This is a genomic window from Shigella sp. SIG6, assembly GCF_053555815.1.
In genome coordinates this window covers 36,902-55,192 of the sequence record NZ_JBQZXC010000007.1, presented here as the reverse complement: position 1 = coordinate 55,192, position 18,291 = coordinate 36,902, and the positions used below count along the sequence as shown (strand labels likewise).

The following is an 18,291-nucleotide window of genomic DNA, read 5'->3' as shown; positions in this document are numbered from 1 at the left end:
CTCCAATGATGGTACGAATGAAATCCAGTATGGTAAAAGCAATTACTACTCTTTTCAGCATCCCCATGAAGGAAGTAATCAGATTCCTCTATTTATTCGCCCGCGTACATATGGAAACAATGTCTCAAGCGGGCAAATAATGAGCCGAGTCAAAATCGTGGTAATGTACAACTAATCTATCTCCCCCACCTTAACTTTGGGGGAGCTGCCGATTAATGCACCGCTGGACTAAAAAGCGCAGAATAATCCGTATTGCAGATTCGCTGTACCGCCGGGTGCTGAATCATCCGCTCAGCAAAAATAGCATGGTACTCTTCCATCACATTCTCGACGCGACCAATTTCTACGACAGTTTTATCGGCATAAAAGTCATATGCATAAAGCGTTGGGGCAACGAAGATTGCATTGTGCATCGCACCAAAAGCTTTCATCAAAGCGGCATCATCAAACTCGCCGAGGATTTCTACGTTTAATCCCTGGGAGTTAAACCAGTTAAGCAATTTGCGCCCTAACATTGAACGTCGCCCAGGAATCAAAAGTCGCCGTTCTTCCAGACAAGCCGGGAACGGTTTTTCTGGTGGTGGATTTGTACACCAGAAACTCACGCCACATTCGCCAATTCTCACGGAGAACAGGCCTTCCTGCTGCGTAGAGTCTATCGGACAGTCAGAAATGATCATATCCAGTTTATGCTGACTTAATTGCTCCAGCAGCATTTCGTGGGTGGATTCGAAGCAGCGAAGATGAATGGGCTCGCCTTCTACCACTGCGGCGTTAAGTACGCTACTGACCAGGCGTTTGGAAAGTGCATCAGCCACGCCAACGTCAAACAATAAATTGGATTCTTTGCGATAGTTCACAATATCCAGCATTTCCTGGCTTAAGGTGAACATTTTATCGGCATAGCGATAGACCAGTTCTCCCAGCTCGCTGGGTTCGAGACCACGTCCCTTGCGTTTAAATAATTTGCCTTGCAGGCGCTCTTCCAGCGCTCGAATCTGTCCGGTAATGGTTTGTGGAGTTAAATAAAGCGCCTCCGCTGCGCCAACCACGGAACCTTCTTTATAGACATGCCAGAAGTAATACAAGTGGTTGTAATTGATATGAGACATGCTCATTTCTCTCCCTGATAACAATGAAAAGGGAGCCGTTTATGGCTCCCCGGTAAACCGTCCTGTCAAACTGATGGACGCAAACGAACGCGTAACCAGCTGTATCCAATTACCGCCGAAGAGATAGAACCGACCAGGATACCGAGTTTCGCCCAGTTAATCAGTTCTGGATCTACGCTACCAAAGGCCAGGCTGGCAATAAAGATAGACATAGTAAAACCGATACCGCACAGGATCCCCACCACCATAATTTGCTGATAAGTCGTTCCCTCAGGCAGATGCGCCAGTTTCAAACGCAGCGCCAACCAGCAGAACAGACTAATCCCCAGCGGTTTGCCAATCAGCAAGCCAGCGATGATCCCCAATGGCAGAATGGAGGTCAAGCCATCCAGCGTGACGCCTTGCAGTGAAACGCCAGCATTAGCAAATGCAAACAGCGGCAAAATCAGATACGCCACCCACGGGTGCAACACATGCTCCAGTCGCTTCGCTGGAGAACGCCCATGCTTCTCTTTCAAAGGAATAAAGAAGCCGACAATTACCCCCGCCAGAGTTGCGTGAACCCCCGATTTCAACACCGCAGTCCACAACACCACGCCAACAAGAATATAGACGCCCGTGCGGCGTACACCACACAGATTCAATACCGCGAGTACCGCAATTGCTACAGCCACGACGCCAAGAGAGGCCATCGATAAGTCATTAGTGTAGAACAATGCGATGATAATGATGGCCCCAAGATCGTCGATAATAGCCAGAGCCATCAAAAAGATCTTCAGCGCTAACGGAACACGACTTCCCAACAGCGCCAGTACACCAAGTGCAAAAGCAATGTCAGTAGCCGCCGGGATCGCCCACCCTTCGCGGGTAATCGGATCGGCATAGTTAAAAGCCAGATAGAGTAATGCCGGCACAATCATCCCACCAATAGCGGCAATAACTGGAAATGCGGCCTGGCGTAAGCTGGCTAGCGATCCTTGCATCAGTTCACGTTTAACTTCCAGACCGACTAACAGGAAAAATACCGCCATCAGCGCGTCATTTATCCATAACAGCATGTTTTTGTTGATTTCGAGTGAACCAACCCGGAGCTGAACCGGCGTCTCCAGAAAGTCGTGATACCATCCACTGGTTGCGCCGCTGTTGGCCATAATCATCGCCAGGATAGCGGCAATGATAAGAATAATGCCTCCCGAGGCATCACTGCTAAAGAATCGATGCAGATGTTTCACTTTTTATTTCTCTTTCAGGTGAATAGATCGTTTTTACTATTTTACCCCGCACGAATCATCGTTAAAATCAGATTATAGTGTAGGAATAATTCGTTTTTTGCGAGCTATTGAAGAATTTGCGCCATCAGCGGTGAGATGCGTTTTTGACGGCTGTAAGCGCTCACGAGTGACCCTAAGCCCAGATAATCATAGCTTAAGGTGAGGATTCCTGAGGGATTAATTAGGAAAAGTAATAATTAATTTGTTGTCAGTCGGCGATGCTTGTTAGGCCAATATTTCAAAAATAATCCAGCTTGTCGTCAATAATTGCGATGAAGAGATAAATTAAAGTTAAATAATTAAATCATTAAAAAATTACGCCACAAAAATGCGAGGCGTCTTCAGGATTAGAATCGATAAAACAAAATGGGTTAAAGAGAGCGATATAATAGCGGCGGGTGCTTGAGGCTGTCTGTCTCAGGCATTAGCTGAACGGCAGATAGAGAAAAGCCCCGAGTGATATTTTACCATCAACCCGAGGCCTCCTATATGCTGAACACATGTAGAGTGCCTCTTACTGACCGTAAGGTCAAGGAGAAGAGAGCAATGAAGCAGCATAAGGCGATGATTGTCGCCCTGATCGTCATCTGTATCACCGCCGTAGTGGCGGCGCTGGTAACGAGAAAAGACCTCTGTGAGGTTCACATCCGAACTGGCCAGACGGAGGTTGCTGTTTTCACGGCTTACGAATCCGAGTAAGAGCAACGGCGGGGAGTGATCCCCGCCACTTTACAGGTGCTCGCATATCTTCAACGCACCCTATTTTTACCCAGGCCTGCCCACGGGCAGGCTTTTGGGGAGGTTAGCGGGTCAGGTCGTCAAAAAACTTCTTCACACCATCAAAGAAGCTCTTTGAGCGCGGGCTGTTGTGCTCGCCGGTTGGGCCACCGAAGCTTTCTTGCAGCTCTTGCAGCAGCTGTTTCTGCTTTTCGTTCAGGCCTACCGGTGTTTCGACGACAACGCGGCACAGCAAATCACCCTGTGCGCCACCGCGGACAGACTTGACGCCTTTACCGCGCATACGGAATAGCTTACCGGTCTGGGTTTCGCCAGGCACTTTCAGTTTGACGCGACCATCAAGGGTCGGTACTTCGATTTCGCCACCCAGCGCCGCCATAGCGAAGTTGATCGGGACTTCGCAATACAGGTTGTTGCCTTCACGCTCGAAAATCGGGTGCTGTTTAACCTGAACCTGAACGTACAGATCGCCTGCCGGTGCGCCATGCTCGCCCGCTTCACCTTCGCCCGCAAGACGGATGCGGTCTCCAGTGTCCACCCCTGCCGGGATTTTAACGGACAGCGTTTTGCTGCGCTCAACACGACCATGACCATGACATTTGTTGCACGGATCTTTGATCAGCGTACCGCGGCCCTGACAGTGTGGACAGGTCTGCTGTACAGCGAAGAATCCCTGGCGCATCTGCACCTGACCAGAACCATGACAGGTCGGACAGGTCTGCGGCTGTGTACCTGGTTTTGCACCGCTACCGTGGCAAACGTCACACTCTTCCAGAGTCGGAATGCGGATCTCTTTGGTCACGCCACGTACAGCTTCTTCGAGGGTGAGCTCCATGTTATAGCGTAAATCAGCACCGCGCGCCGCACGTTGACGACCACGTCCGCCGCCAAAAATATCGCCGAAAACGTCACCAAAAATATCGCTGAAGTCTGCGCCGCCGCCAAAACCACCGCCGCCCATGCCTCCTTGCTCAAACGCAGCATGACCATACTGATCGTATGCCGCACGTTTTTGCGAGTCGGTCAGAACTTCATAAGCTTCCTTGATCTCTTTAAATTTCGCCTCGGCCTCTTTGTCACCCTGGTTACGGTCCGGGTGGTATTTCATGGCCAGGCGTTTGTAGGCCTTTCTGATTTCACGCTCTTCCGCTGTTTTGGAAACGCCTAAAATCTCGTAATAATCTTGCTTAGCCATCTTTTTTAAATTGCCCCTAGATGAATGCACGGGCGGAGAGGAAATTCCCCTTCGCCCGTGTCAGTATAATTACCCGTTTATAGGGCGATTATTTTTTGTCTTTGACTTCTTCAAATTCAGCGTCGACAACATCGTCATCTTTCGCGTTGTTTGCAGAAGCATCAGCACCGGCAGTCTGCTGCTGGGCATGTTGCTGCTGGGCGATTTCCATCAGTTTCTGGGAAACCTGTGCCAGTTCCTGCATTTTCGCTTCGATAGCGGCTTTGTCTTCACCTTTCAGAGCAGTTTCCAGTGCAGTCAGCGCAGACTCGATAGCAGTTTTGTCGTCAGCCGGCAGTTTGTCGCCTGCTTCTTCAACCTGCTTACGGGTGCTGTGCAGCAGATGGTCGCCCTGGTTGCGAGTCTGTACCAGCTCTTCAAACTTACGGTCAGCTTCGGCGTTAGCTTCTGCGTCGCGTACCATTTTCTGGATTTCATCTTCGTTCAGACCAGAAGAAGCCTTGATGGTGATCTTCTGCTCTTTACCGCTGTTTTTATCTTTCGCGGAAACGTGCAGGATACCGTCAGCATCGATATCGAAGGTAACTTCGATCTGCGGCATGCCGCGCGGTGCCGGGTTGATACCATCTAGGTTGAACTGACCCAGAGATTTGTTATCAGCCGCACGTTTACGTTCACCCTGCAGCACATGGATGGTTACCGCAGACTGGTTGTCTTCAGCGGTAGAGAACACCTGGCTGTGCTTGGTCGGGATAGTGGTGTTTTTCGCGATCAGCGTCGTCATCACACCGCCCATGGTTTCGATACCCAGAGACAGCGGGGTAACGTCCAGCAGCAGTACGTCTTTTACGTCACCAGTCAGAACACCACCCTGAACAGCAGCACCGATTGCTACAGCTTCGTCCGGGTTAACGTCTTTACGCGGCTCTTTACCAAAGAACTCAGCAACTTTCTTCTGAACCATTGGCATACGAGTCTGACCACCAACGAGGATAACGTCGTCGATATCAGATACGGACAGGCCAGCATCCTGCAGTGCAACTTTCAGCGGCTCAATGGAACGGTTTACCAGATCTTCAACCAGGCTTTCCAGTTTCGCACGAGTCACTTTGATGTTCATGTGTTTCGGACCGGTCGCGTCTGCAGTGATGTATGGCAGGTTAACGTCGGTCTGCTGAGCGGAAGACAGTTCGATTTTCGCTTTTTCTGCCGCTTCTTTCAGGCGCTGCATTGCCAGCGGATCGTTGCGCAGGTCAATGCCCTGATCTTTCTTGAATTCTTCAACCAGATAGTTGATCAGACGGCTGTCGAAGTCTTCACCACCCAGGTGGGTATCACCGTTGGTTGCCAGAACTTCGAAGGTTTTTTCGCCGTCAACTTCGTCGATTTCGATAATAGAAATATCGAAAGTACCACCCCCCAGGTCATAAACCGCGATAGTACGGTTGCCAGTGCCTTTGTCCAGACCGTAAGCCAGCGCAGCTGCGGTCGGTTCGTTGATGATACGTTTTACTTCCAGACCAGCGATACGGCCTGCGTCTTTGGTTGCCTGACGCTGAGCATCGTTAAAGTATGCCGGTACGGTGATAACAGCTTCAGTTACCGGTTCACCCAGGTAATCTTCAGCGGTTTTCTTCATTTTTTTCAGCACTTCAGCAGAAATCTGCGGCGGTGCCATTTTCTGGCCTTTAACTTCGACCCATGCGTCGCCGTTATCAGCAGCAATAATTTTGAACGGCATGATGGAAACATCACGCTGTACTTCTTCGTCCTGGAAGCGGCGGCCAATCAGGCGTTTAATCGCAAACAGGGTGTTTTGCGGGTTCGTCACTGCCTGACGTTTAGCCGGCTGACCAACCAGAGTTTCACCATCCTGGGTATAGGCAATGATAGAAGGCGTGGTGCGATCGCCTTCGGCGTTCTCCAGCACGCGAGGAATGGTGCCATCCATAATCGCTACACAAGAGTTGGTAGTACCCAGGTCGATACCAATTATTTTACCCATCTAAACGTCTCCACTATATATTCGGTCATCATGTGGTTGTGAGTCTGTAATAGGGGCGAAACGTCTGGTTTCAACTGCCCAATTTCATTTTTTTGCAGACTCACTCACTGCGGTTGACTACTAAATGGGGTCGTAACCCACGTCATCAAGGGGGAGATGCAAAAATTTTTTGTGCTTTTGCGCAGAAATTTCGCGATATGGCAGGACAAGACGTAAAATTGACAGCAATTTTATTCATATAAAGAATGAATCGCAGCCAAGGCATTCATCAAAAAATTGTAATAAAAAGAAAAGATTACGTGCCTGAATCTTCTCTTTATCAGCAGTAAACTAGTGGGTATTCATCCCCCTACCTCTTCCCACTAAGAGAATCCTTATGAAATCCGTTTTTACGATTTCCGCCAGCCTGGCGATTAGCCTGATGCTGTGCTGCACGGCGCAGGCAAACGACCATAAACTCCTCGGCGTCATTGCAATGCCGCGTAACGAAACCAACGATCTGGCGCTGAAACTTCCTGTTTGTCGCATTGTGAAACGCATACAACTCTCTGCCGACCATGGCGATTTACAGTTAAGCGGTGCATCGGTTTATTTCAAAGCCGCCCGTAGCGCCAGTCAGAGCCTGAATATTCCTTCAGAAATAAAAGAAGGGCAAACCACTGACTGGATCAACATTAACAGCGATAACGACAATAAACGCTGCGTCTCAAAAATCACCTTTTCCGGTCATACGGTGAACTCATCGGATATGGCCACGCTGAAAATTATCGGCGACGACTAACGCCAGAATATAGAAGCCACAAAAAATGAATGTTAATTACCTGAATGATTCAGATCTGGATTTTCTTCAGCATTGTAGTGAGGAACAGTTGGCAAATTTCGCCCGATTGCTCACCCATAATGAAAAAGGCAAAACTCGCCTCTCCAGCGTACTGATGCGCAACGAACTGTTTAAATCGATGGAAGGGCATCCCGAGCAACATCGCCGCAACTAGCAGCTGATTGCCGGAGAATTACAGCATTTTGGTGGCGATAGTATCGCCAACAAACTGCGCGGACACGGTAAATTGTATCGGGCCATTTTGCTCGATGTTTCAAAGCGATTGAAGCTGAAAGCCGACAAAGAGATGTCTACGTTTGAAATTGAGCAACAGTTACTGGAACAATTTCTGCGTAATACCTGGAAGAAAATGGACGAGGAACATAAGCAGGAGTTTCTGCACGCGGTCGATGCCAGGGTGAATGAGCTGGAAGAGCTGCTGATGAAAGACAAATTATTGGCAAAAGGTGTGTCGCATTTGCTTTCCAGCCAACTGACCCGCATTTTACGCACCCACGCAGCAATGAGCGTACTTGGGCATGGTTTGCTGCGCGGCGCGGGGCTGGGAGGCCCTGTGGGCGCAGCATTAAATGGGGTTAAAGCGGTCAGCGGCAGCGCCTATCGCGTGACGATTCCAGCCGTACTGCAAATCGCCTGCCTGCGCCGGATGGTTAGCGCCACTCAGGTCTGATACCGGAAACCGGGGAAAATTTTCATTTTCCCCTCAAAAGATCGTAGACACTGCCCCACTGGCTGATTATTATGCCGCGCCCTGAAAACACTACAGTTATTCAGGGAAATTATTTCACCATTCATTCGATGATGATTTTTGAGGAATTATGGGCAACACTAAGTTGGCTAATCCGGCACCGCTGGGCCTGATGGGCTTCGGCATGACCACCATTCTGCTTAACCTGCACAACGTGGGTTATTTCGCTCTGGACGGTATTATTCTTGCCATGGGCATTTTCTACGGCGGCATCGCGCAAATTTTTGCTGGTCTGCTGGAGTACAAAAAAGGCAACACTTTCGGTTTAACCGCATTCACCTCTTACGGTTCTTTCTGGCTGACGCTGGTTGCGATTCTGCTGATGCCGAAACTGGGTCTGACCGATGCGCCAAATGCACAGTTCCTTGGTGTCTACCTGGGTCTGTGGGGCGTATTTACGCTGTTTATGTTCTTCGGCACTCTGAAAGGCGCACGCGTCCTGCAATTCGTTTTCTTTAGCCTGACCGTGCTGTTTGCCCTGCTGGCGATCGGTAACATTGCCGGTAATGCCGCGATCATCCACTTTGCCGGCTGGATTGGTCTGATCTGCGGTGCCAGCGCAATCTATCTGGCGATGGGTGAAGTGCTGAACGAGCAGTTTGGTCGCACCGTTCTGCCGATTGGTGAATCCCACTAATTGTCTTGAGATCCCCCCGCTCGGGGGGATTTTTTTATTCGCTAACGTCGCGTCTTGCACTCTTCGGTCTGAATGCAGCAACCACTTCTGGTGCCGTTTCAACGTATGGCCCTTCCAGCAACTGAATGCAGTACGGTACGCTGGCAAAAATACCATGCACCACAACGTTACCCTCAGCGTCCTTCACACCTTCCAGCGTCTCTTTAATAGACTTCGGCTGACCGGGTAAGTTAAGGATCAGCGCCTGTTTGCGAATCACGCCCACCTGACGCGAAAGGATCGCAGTTGGTACAAAATGCAGGCTGATCTGGCGCATCTGTTCACCAAAGCCAGGCATCTCGCGGTCCGCTACTGCCAGCGTCGCATCGGGCGTTACGTCACGACGCGCCGGGCCAGTTCCGCCCGTGGTGAGCACCAGATGGCAACTCATTTCATCCACCAGCTCACACAACGTTTGCTCGATGATCGCCTGCTCATCGGGGATTAAGCGGGTTTCCAGTTCAAACGGCGTGGTTAGCGCCGATGTCAGCCATTCTTCCAGCGCTGGAATGCCTTTATCCTGATAAACGCCGCTGGATGCGCGATCAGAGATGGAAACTAAGCCAATACGTAAAGTATTCATCAAGATTTTTCCGTTTAAACAGTCTCGTTAAACAGAATGATACACTGCGAAGGGAGTGACAGACAGGCTTCAGAAGAGGTAGCGTGACCGACTTCCCGGTCACGCTAAGAATGATTACAGCAGATCGCCGATCATTTTTTCCAGTTTTTCCTGGTCAATAGCAAACTTACGGATACCTTCCGCCAGTTTATCTACTGCCATTGGATCCTGGTTGTGCTGCCACAGGAACTCGGACTCAGTGATACGCGCCGGACGCGCTTTCACTTCGCCGGTGTAAGACAGTTTACGTTCGATAGCCCCTTCGCTCTCCGCCAGCTCTTTCAGCAGTGCCGGTGCGATGGTCAGACGGTCACAGCCTGCCAGTTCCAGAATTTCGCCGGTGTTACGGAAGCTTGCGCCCATAACCACGGTTTCATAACCGTGCTCTTTGTAGTACTGGTAGATTTCAGATACAGAAACCACGCCCGGATCTTCTGCCGGAGCGTACTCTTTCTTATCGGTATTCGCTTTGTACCAGTCAAGAATACGGCCAACAAACGGCGAGATCAGGAACACGCCCGCCTCCGCACAAGCACGAGCCTGAGCGAAGGAAAACAGCAGGGTCAGGTTACAGTTGATACCTTCTTTTTCCAGCTGTTCTGCAGCACGGATACCCTGCCAGGTAGAAGCCAGTTTGATCAGAATACGATCGTTGCTAATACCTGCATCGTTGTAGAGTTTGATCAGGCGTTTTGCTTTCGCAATTGACGCTTCGGTGTCATAGGAAAGACGCGCATCAACTTCAGTTGAGATACGGCCCGGAACCAGTTTCAGGATTTCCAGACCAATATTTACTGCCAGTTTGTCGGTCGCGTCCACGATCTGCTGCGCGCGATCGTTGCTCTGCTGTTTCGCCCAGGCGACAGCATCATCAATCAACTTACGGTATTCCGGAATCTGCGCTGCGTTAAGAATGAGAGAAGGGTTGGTTGTGGCATCCTGCGGTTGATACAGCTTCATTGCCGCGATGTCCCCAGTGTCGGCCACTACGGTGGTGTACTGACGAAGGGAGGTCAATTTGTCCGTCATGATAGTATTTCTCTTTAAACAGCTTGTTAGGGGGATGTAACCGGTCTGCCCTGATGATATCACGACGCAACGTCAGCGCAACCGCCGACAAGACGGTTATCGCTAGGCGAGACTGTTTCGGATTTCTGACACTGCGTTGATATCGCCCGCCATTTTTATACAAAACCTCATGTATGCTACGCAGAAGTTATCAAGTACCTCGTAGCGTATATACTTCTTAAACAATTGGTAACGTTTACACAGGAAAGTCATCGCGACCGGCAATAAGAGGGATATGCATGCCAGATTTTTTCTCCTTTATTAACAGCGTCCTTTGGGGATCGGTAATGATTTACCTGCTCTTCGGCGCAGGTTGTTGGTTCACTTTTCGCACCGGATTTGTGCAATTTCGCTACATCCGCCAGTTTGGCAAAAGTCTTAAAAATAGCATTCATCCACAGCCAGGCGGTTTAACCTCATTTCAGTCATTGTGTACCAGTCTTGCGGCGCGCGTGGGTAGCGGCAACCTGGCCGGCGTTGCGCTGGCAATTACCGCCGGTGGACCAGGTGCCGTCTTTTGGATGTGGGTTGCTGCGTTTATCGGCATGGCGACCTCGTTTGCCGAATGTTCCCTTGCACAACTTTATAAAGAACGTGACGTCAATGGGCAGTTTCGTGGCGGACCGGCATGGTATATGGCGCGCGGGCTGGGGATGCGCTGGATGGGCGTTCTGTTCGCCGTCTTTTTGCTCATCGCCTACGGCATAATTTTCAGCGGAGTTCAGGCGAACGCCGTTGCCCGAGCCCTGAGTTTTTCTTTTGATTTTCCTCCGCTGGTGACAGGCATTATTCTCGCTGTCTTTGCTCTGCTGGCAATCACTCGCGGTCTTCATGGCGTCGCCCGGCTCATGCAGGGGTTTGTCCCGTTGATGGCGATAATCTGGGTACTGACCAGCCTGGTGATTTGCGTAATAAATATCGGGCAACTTCCCCACGTCATTTGGTCTATTTTTGAGAGTGCTTTTGGCTGGCAGGAAGCGGCAGGCGGCGCGGCGGGATATACCTTAAGCCAGGCGATTACTAACGGTTTTCAGCGCAGTATGTTTTCCAATGAGGCGGGAATGGGATCGACGCCAAACGCGGCAGCGGCAGCTGCATCCTGGCCTCCGCATCCGGCAGCACAAGGGATTGTCCAGATGATTGGCATTTTTATCGACACCCTGGTCATCTGTACGGCAAGCGCCATGCTGATATTACTGGCGGGTAACGGCACAACCTACATGCCGCTGGAAGGTATTCAGCTTATCCAGAAGGCGATGCGGGTGCTAATGGGTTCCTAGGGTGCTGAATTTGTTACCCTCGTGGTTATTCTGTTTGCCTTCAGCTCCATCGTTGCCAACTACATTTATGCCGAAAACAATCTCTTCTTTTTACGCCTGAACAACCCTAAAGCGATCTGGTGTTTGCGGATCTGCACCTTCGCAACGGTCATCGGCGGCACCTTGCTAAGCCTTCCGCTGATGTGGCAACTGGCAGATATCATAATGGCCTGCATGGCTATTACCAATTTGACCGCCATTTTACTGCTCTCGCCTGTGGTTCATACCATTGCCAGTGATTATCTACGCCAGCGTAAACTCGGCGTGCGCCCGGTGTTTGATCCGTTGCGTTATCCGGATATCGGTCGCCAGCTTTCTCCGGACGCGTGGGATGATGTTTCGCAGGAGTAATCACAACTATCGATCAACTCATTCTCTTTTTTTGCTAAAGTCGGCATAAATTTCCTGCAAGGACTGGATATGCTGATTCTTATTTCACCTGCGAAAACGCTTGATTACCAAAGCCCGTTGACCACCACGCGCTATACGCTGCCGGAGCTGTTAGACAATTCCCAGCAGTTGATCCATGAAGCGCGGAAACTGACGCCTCCGCAGATTAGCACGCTGATGCGCATCAGCGACAAACTGGCGGGTATCAACGCCGCTCGCTTTCATGACTGGCAGCCAGATTTCACGCCGGCGAATGCCCGCCAGGCGATTCTGGCGTTTAAAGGTGATGTCTACACCGGCTTGCAGGCCGAAACCTTCAGCGAAGACGATTTCGATTTTGCCCAACAGCATTTGCGAATGCTTTCCGGCTTGTATGGCGTACTGCGCCCGCTCGATTTAATGCAGCCTTATCGTCTGGAAATGGGGATCCGTCTTGAGAATGCCCGAGGGAAAGATCTGTATCAATTCTGGGGAGATATCATCACCAACAAGCTGAACGAGGCGCTCGCAGCACAAGGCGATAATGTGGTGATTAATCTGGCGTCAGATGAGTATTTTAAATCGGTGAAGCCGAAGAAATTGAATGCCGAGATTATCAAGCCGGTGTTCCTCGATGAGAAAAACGGCAAATTTAAGATCATCAGCTTCTACGCTAAGAAAGCACGCGGTCTGATGAGTCGTTTCATTATTGAAAATCGGCTGACCAAACCAGAGCAACTGACTGGTTTTAATAGCGAAGGTTACTTCTTTGATGAAGATTCCTCCAGCAATGGCGAACTGGTGTTTAAACGCTACGAGCAGCGTTAAGTTTGTAGTCAATGCCGGATGCGGCGTGAACGCCTTATCCGGCCTACAAAAGCATGCAGATTCAATATATTGCAGAATTAACGTAGGCCTGATAAGACGCGCCAGCGTCGCATCAGGCGCTGAATGCCGGATTGTTACCCGGCATTTGTCATTTAGCGGTGATGTTTGCCTGGACCATGACCGCCGTGATGATCATGAGGTGCTTTCTTATGGTGGCGCGGCGGTGGCGGCGGTCCGTGTGGGTGCCAGCGATTGCCTCGCCATTCATAATGTTGTTTCCTCCAGCCGTGGTCGCGCCAGTGACCTCCATCCCAGTAATAGCCACGATTATCACGATCGCCTATCTGTAATTTTACTGACGGGACTAACGTAATTTCCGCAGCCTGTGCTGCCATGGGAGCGACCAGAACCAGGGAAAGTGCGAGTACGATAGATTGCATCTTTTTCACAGGTTACTCCTTTTATCATTGCCCGTTATGGGTCGATATCCGGAGATTACGCGATGAGAACGACGGTTGTTATTCTCCGCAATCCTAATCTCTAAGTTACCGCATTTATTGAGAATTTCTCCTTTTTCCCTGTCGTTTTTCTCCATAATTTCTTCATAAAAAAGCCGGGCTGCATAAAAGCAAACCCGGCCTGATTGAGATAATGAATAGATTTTACTGATGATTCATCATCAATTTACGCAACGCAGCAAAATCGGCGGGCAGATTATGTGAAAGCAAGGGTAAATCAGCACGTTCTGCCAGCTCTTTTGGCAGATCCAACGTTTCACCGAGAATCGCTTCCACGCTCTCTTTAAATTTCGCCGGATGCGCGGTGCCGAGGAACAAGCCATATTCGCCTGGATTCAACTGGTCACGCAGCGCACGATACGCTACGGCAGCGTGCGGCTCCGAGGTGTAGCCCAGTTCTTTTAACTCACGCATTGTCTGTTGCGTGGTTTCATCATCCACGGCTGCATAACCCAGCTCTTTCAGTTGCCAGATTTTGCGGCGGAACAACTCTTCCACACGCGGCCAGTTGTTCGGCTGACTCACGTCCATCGCGTTGGATAACGTCGCCTGAGTCGCTTTGGGTGACCACTGACCGTCGTGCAGGAAACGTGGCACGGTATCGTTCACGTTGGTCGCAGCAATAAAACGTTTCACCGGCAGACCGAATGACTTCGCCAGCAGACCCGCCGTCAAATCGCCGAAGTTTCCGCTTGGCACCGAGACAACCAGCTGGTTGCGCGCCTCCTGCGGCAGCTGCGCAACAGCTTCAAAGTAGTAGCAAATCTGCGCCAGCAAACGGCTGATGTTAATCGAGTTAGCCGAGTTTAACCCCAGCGCCACTTTCAGTTCTTCATCATCAAACGCCTGCTTCACCAGCGCCTGACAGGCATCGAAATCGCCGTCGATGGCAACAGTTTCGATATTGCCGCCCAACGTACAGAACAGTTTTTCTTGCAGTGGACTGATTTTGCCTCGTGGATAGAGGATAACCACTTTCACATTCGGCAAACCGTAGAAAGCATGAGCCACTGCAGCTCCGGTATCACCGGAGGTCGCGGTCAGAATGGTCACTGGCTTATCATCCGCAATATGGGTCAGCATTTGTGCCATAAAGCGACCGCCGAAATCTTTAAATGCCAGCGTTGGCCCGTGGAACAATTCCAGACAACCGACATCGCTTTCAACATTGGCGACCGGAGCCGGGAAGGCAAACGCCGCGCGCACGCGCTCTTCCAGGATTTCCTGTGGGATTTCATCACCAATAAACGCCGAGAGGATCTTCGCACTGCGGGTGACAAAATCCAGCTTCAGCATCTCATCAATTTCAGTCAGGCTGAATTCCGGCAGGTCGTGCGGAAAAAACAGCCCCTGATTTTTGCCCAACCCCTGGGTTACGGCTTGCGCAAAGCTGACCTGCTCGTTGTGATCTTTCAGATTGTAGAGTTTCATTTAGTTTTCCAGTACTCGTGCGCCCGCCGTATCCAGCCGGCAAATATGAACAAAACCTTCCTGATTTTGCAGGTAGTTCTTACCCAACCAGTCGGCAACGCGCTGGGCGGTATCCGGCTTGTCACATAGAGCGAACAAGGTCGGGCCGGAGCCGGAGATACCGCTCGCTACCGCGCCGATTTCCGCGACCGCCTGCCGCGCCTGCCGGAAGCCAGGCAGTAACCGTTCACGGTAGGGTTCAGCGATAACATCTTTCATCAGCTTCGCGGCAAGCTCAGGCTGACGGGAATAGCAGGCGTGAATGAAGCCAGCCAGATGTCGCCCGTGCGCAATGCAATCCTGGCGGCGATACTGCGCCGGTAAAATAGCCCGGGCTTCTGCCGTCGAGACTTTAATTCCCGGATACGCCAGCACCCACAGCCACTCATCAAACCCAGGCACTTGCTGGCTGATGATGTCGTTTTCTTCGATCATCAACTGCATACCACCAAGAAAACACGGTGCCACGTTGTCGTAATGAATGCTGCCGGAGATACGTCCTTCCAGCTCGCCCATCAAAGCCAGCAAACGAGTGTCATTAAGCGGCTTGCCGCAGTGTTCATTCATCGCCATCAGCGCCGCGACCACCGAACAGGCGCTGGAGCCTAAGCCCGAACCGATCGGCATATTCTTTTCCAGAGTCATCGCCACTGGAATTTGCTTGCCAAGCTCCTGGCAAAAACGCTCCCAGCACTGATAAACGATATTTTCCCGTGGTTCTGACGGCAGCTTATCGGCAAAGCGTCCGAGGTTGTTGAGACTGAATGTCTCTGCCGCCTCAACCGTGACTACATCTCCGAGCAATGCACCATCAACGGGTGCCACCGCCGCCCCGAGCACATCAAACCCGACGCTCATATTGGCACTGGAAGCCGGGGCATAAACTTTAACCATGTCAGACTCCTAACTTCCATGAGAGGGTACGTAGCAGATCGGCAAAGACACCGGCAGCGGTAACGTCATTGCCCGCACCATATCCGCGCAGCACCAACGGCAGCGGCTGATAATAGTGGCTATAAAAGGCCAGGGCGTTTTCGCCATTTTTCACTTTGAACAGCGGATCATTCCCATCCACTTCGGCAATCTTCACGCGGCAGACACCATCTTCATCAATATTGCCAACATAGCGCAAAACTTTTCCTTCATCACGGGCCTTCGCCACGCGCGCGGCAAAGAGATCGTCGAGCTGTGACAGATTCGCCATAAAAGCGGCAACATCACCCTCGGCGTTAAACTCTGCGGGCAGCACAGGTTTAATTTCAATATCCGCCAGCTCCAGTTCACGTCCCGTTTCACGAGCGAGAATCAATAGTTTACGCGCCACATCCATACCAGAAAGATCATCTCGCGGGTCCGGTTCGGTATAACCCATTTCCCGCGCCAGCGTGGTCGCCTCGGAGAAACTCATGCCTTCGTCTAACTTGCCGAAGATATAAGAAAGCGAACCTGAAAGAATGCCGGAGAACTTCACCAATTCATCACCTGCATTGAGCAGATTTTGCAGGTTCTCAATAACCGGTAATCCAGCCCCAACGTTGGTGTCATAGAGGAATTTACGCCGCGATTTTTCCGCCGCATAACGCAACTGATGATAGTAATCCATCGACGAGGTGTTGGCCTTTTTGTTCGGCGTGACAACGTGGAAACCTTCGCGCAGGAAGTCGGCATATTGATCCGCCACTGCCTGGCTGGAGGTGCAGTCAACAATGACCGGGTTCAGCAGATGATATTCTTTCACGAGGCGAATTAAGCGCCCGAGATTAAACGGCTCTTTGGCTTGTGCAAGTTCTTCCTGCCAGTTTTCCAGATTAAGGCCATGCACACTAGTGAGCAGAGCCTTCGAGTTGGCAACGCCGCAGACACGTAAGTCGATATGTTTATTCTTCAGCCAGCTTTGCTGACGCTTCAGTTGCTCCAGCAGCGCACCGCCAACGCCACCGACGCCAATCACAAACACTTCGATAACCTGATCGGTATTGAACAGCATCTGATGAGTAACGCGCACGACAGTGGTCGCATCATCGTTATTTACCACGACAGAGATTGAGCGTTCAGAAGATCCCTGAGCAATGGCGACAATGTTGATATTGGCGCGGGCCAGCGCGGCAAAGAATTTCGCCGAGATCCCACGCAAGGTGCGCATACCATCACCTACCACCGAGATAATGGCCAGCCGTTCCGTCACCGCCAGCGGCTCCAGTAAGCCTTCTTTCAGTTCCAGGTAGAACTCTTCCTGCATTGCCCGTTCAGCTCGCACACAGTCGCTTTGTGGAACGCAGAAACTGATACTGTATTCGGAAGATGATTGCGTAATCAGCACCACGGAAATACGGGCGCGTGACATTGCAGCAAAGACGCGCGCCGCCATGCCAACCATCCCTTTCATCCCCGGGCCGGAAACGCTGAACATTGCCATGTTATTCAGATTGGAAATGCCCTTGACCGGTAATTCGTCTTCATCACGGCTGGCACCAATGAGCGTACCTGGTGCTTGAGGATTTCCGGTATTTTTAATCAGGCAAGGGATCTGGAACTGGGCGATGGGGGTAATGGTGCGGGGGTGAAGAACTTTAGCGCCGAAGTAGGAAAGCTCCATCGCTTCCTGGTAGGACATCGACTTCAACAACCTCGCATCGGGCACCTGACGCGGGTCGCAGGTATAGACCCCGTCAACGTCCGTCCAAATCTCGCAACAATCGGCGCGTAAACAGGCAGCCAGCACCGCCGCGGAGTAGTCGGAACCGTTACGTCCAAGCACCACCAGTTCGCCTTTTTCATTACCGGCGGTGAAACCTGCCATCAACACCATGTGATCAGCCGGAATGCGGCTTGCCGCAATACGGCGGGTGGACTCAGCAATATCGACGGTAGATTCGAGGTAATGCCCCACTGCCAGCAGTTTTTCGACCGGATCGATAACGGTAACGTTGTGACCACGCGCTTCTAACACGCCGGCCATAATGGCGATCGACATTTTCTCGCCACGGCAAATCAGCGCAGCGTTGATGCTATCCGGGCACTGCCCCAACAAACTAATGCCATGCAGGACATGTTTTATTTGGGCAAATTCCTGATCGACGAAAGTTTTCAATTGCGCCAGCGGGAACCCCGGCTGGGCGGCGGCGAGTCCCGTCAAAAGTTCGGCAAAAATACGTTCGGCATCGCTGATATTGGGTAAAGCATCCTGGCCGCTAATGGTTTTTTCAATCATCGCCACCAGGTGGTTGGTGATTTTGGCGGGGGCAGAGAGGACGGTGGCCACCTGCCCCTGCCTGGCATTGCTTTCCAGAATATCGGCAACACGCAGAAAACGTTCTGCATTTGCCACTGATGTACCGCCGAACTTCAACACTCGCATGGTTGTTACCTCGTTACCTTTGGTCGAAAAAAAAGCCCGCACTGTCAGGTGCGGGCTTTTTTCTGTGTTTCCTGTACGCGTCAGCCCGCACCGTTACCTGTGGTAATGGTGATGGTGGTGGTAATGGTGGTGCTAATGCGTTTCATGGATGTT

15 protein-coding genes, 3 pseudogenes and 1 other annotated feature are annotated in these 18,291 nt (G+C 51.1%); of the genes and pseudogenes, 7 read left to right on the top strand and 11 right to left on the bottom strand.

Annotated elements, in window-relative coordinates:
- Positions 1-175, top strand: a pseudogene (locus tag ACUU1M_RS02650) (fimbrial family protein); the annotation flags it as partial.
- Between the two features lie 37 nt (positions 176-212).
- Here ACUU1M_RS02650 and nhaR read toward each other — a convergent pair.
- On the bottom strand, positions 213-1,112 hold the full coding sequence (gene nhaR, locus ACUU1M_RS02645) for a transcriptional activator NhaR (protein ID WP_005072526.1): 900 nt from the start codon (positions 1,110-1,112) through the stop codon (positions 213-215).
- A gap of 65 nt (positions 1,113-1,177) precedes the next feature.
- Entirely contained in the window at positions 1,178-2,344 is a 1,167-nt protein-coding gene (nhaA, locus tag ACUU1M_RS02640) for a Na+/H+ antiporter NhaA (RefSeq protein WP_152028868.1), read from the bottom strand.
- Between the two features lie 585 nt (positions 2,345-2,929).
- Between nhaA and mokC the strand changes: the two genes are divergently transcribed.
- Positions 2,930-3,082, top strand: coding sequence for a type I toxin-antitoxin system toxin MokC (mokC, locus tag ACUU1M_RS02635; RefSeq protein WP_000809168.1), 153 nt, complete (start codon positions 2,930-2,932; stop codon positions 3,080-3,082).
- Between the two features lie 103 nt (positions 3,083-3,185).
- Here the strand turns inward: mokC and dnaJ are convergent, their stop codons facing one another.
- The gene (dnaJ, locus tag ACUU1M_RS02630; RefSeq protein ID WP_001118475.1) at positions 3,186-4,316 is read right to left on the bottom strand and encodes a molecular chaperone DnaJ; all 1,131 of its coding nucleotides are present in this window, start codon (positions 4,314-4,316) and stop codon (positions 3,186-3,188) included.
- A gap of 88 nt (positions 4,317-4,404) precedes the next feature.
- Positions 4,405-6,321, bottom strand: a complete 1,917-nt coding sequence (gene dnaK / locus ACUU1M_RS02625; RefSeq protein WP_000516121.1) for a molecular chaperone DnaK — start codon at positions 6,319-6,321, stop codon at positions 4,405-4,407.
- A 376-nt stretch (positions 6,322-6,697) separates the two neighbouring features.
- On the opposite strand from dnaK, the gene ACUU1M_RS02620 reads away from it, so the two are divergent.
- From ACUU1M_RS02620 to satP, 3 genes and pseudogenes are all read left to right on the top strand, one after another.
- Positions 6,698-7,102, top strand: coding sequence for a DUF2541 family protein (locus ACUU1M_RS02620; RefSeq protein WP_000843568.1), 405 nt, complete (start codon positions 6,698-6,700; stop codon positions 7,100-7,102).
- A 25-nt stretch (positions 7,103-7,127) separates the two neighbouring features.
- A pseudogene (msyB, locus tag ACUU1M_RS02615) lies at positions 7,128-7,832 on the top strand (acidic protein MsyB).
- A 148-nt stretch (positions 7,833-7,980) separates the two neighbouring features.
- Positions 7,981-8,547, top strand: coding sequence for an acetate uptake transporter (satP, locus tag ACUU1M_RS02610; protein ID WP_000528538.1), 567 nt, complete (start codon positions 7,981-7,983; stop codon positions 8,545-8,547).
- A 34-nt stretch (positions 8,548-8,581) separates the two neighbouring features.
- Here satP and mog read toward each other — a convergent pair whose 3' ends face one another.
- Positions 8,582-9,169: a molybdopterin adenylyltransferase gene (mog, locus tag ACUU1M_RS02605; RefSeq protein WP_001295414.1), complete on the bottom strand. Its 588-nt coding sequence runs from the start codon at positions 9,167-9,169 to the stop codon at positions 8,582-8,584.
- 114 nt (positions 9,170-9,283) lie between these two features.
- Entirely contained in the window at positions 9,284-10,237 is a 954-nt protein-coding gene (gene tal, locus ACUU1M_RS02600) for a transaldolase (protein ID WP_000130191.1), read from the bottom strand.
- A 278-nt stretch (positions 10,238-10,515) separates the two neighbouring features.
- On the opposite strand from tal, the pseudogene ACUU1M_RS02595 reads away from it, so the two are divergent.
- Together ACUU1M_RS02595 and yaaA are read left to right on the top strand one after the other, a co-directional pair.
- Positions 10,516-11,946, top strand: a pseudogene (locus ACUU1M_RS02595) (alanine/glycine:cation symporter family protein).
- 69 nt (positions 11,947-12,015) lie between these two features.
- Positions 12,016-12,792: a peroxide stress protein YaaA gene (yaaA, locus tag ACUU1M_RS02590; RefSeq protein WP_000906197.1), complete on the top strand. Its 777-nt coding sequence runs from the start codon at positions 12,016-12,018 to the stop codon at positions 12,790-12,792.
- 152 nt (positions 12,793-12,944) lie between these two features.
- On the opposite strand, the gene ACUU1M_RS02585 is transcribed toward yaaA, so the two are convergent.
- The 5 genes from ACUU1M_RS02585 to thrL all read right to left on the bottom strand — a co-directional run bounded on the left by ACUU1M_RS02585 (position 12,945) and on the right by thrL (position 18,284).
- The gene (locus tag ACUU1M_RS02585; RefSeq protein WP_000738718.1) at positions 12,945-13,241 is read right to left on the bottom strand and encodes a DUF2502 domain-containing protein; all 297 of its coding nucleotides are present in this window, start codon (positions 13,239-13,241) and stop codon (positions 12,945-12,947) included.
- Positions 13,242-13,454: 213 nt separating this feature from the next.
- Positions 13,455-14,741, bottom strand: coding sequence for a threonine synthase (thrC, locus tag ACUU1M_RS02580; RefSeq protein WP_000781045.1), 1,287 nt, complete (start codon positions 14,739-14,741; stop codon positions 13,455-13,457).
- Positions 14,742-15,674: a homoserine kinase gene (gene thrB / locus ACUU1M_RS02575; protein ID WP_000241642.1), complete on the bottom strand. Its 933-nt coding sequence runs from the start codon at positions 15,672-15,674 to the stop codon at positions 14,742-14,744.
- A 1-nt stretch (position 15,675) separates the two neighbouring features.
- Positions 15,676-18,138, bottom strand: a complete 2,463-nt coding sequence (gene thrA, locus ACUU1M_RS02570; RefSeq protein ID WP_152028867.1) for a bifunctional aspartate kinase/homoserine dehydrogenase I — start codon at positions 18,136-18,138, stop codon at positions 15,676-15,678.
- Positions 18,139-18,163: 25 nt separating this feature from the next.
- Positions 18,164-18,283, bottom strand: a sequence feature (Thr leader region).
- Positions 18,219-18,284 (bottom strand): thr operon leader peptide, encoded by a 66-nt coding sequence (thrL, locus tag ACUU1M_RS02565; RefSeq protein WP_001386572.1) that lies wholly within the window; start codon positions 18,282-18,284, stop codon positions 18,219-18,221. It overlaps the preceding feature by 65 nt.
- Positions 18,285-18,291 lie beyond the last annotated feature (7 nt).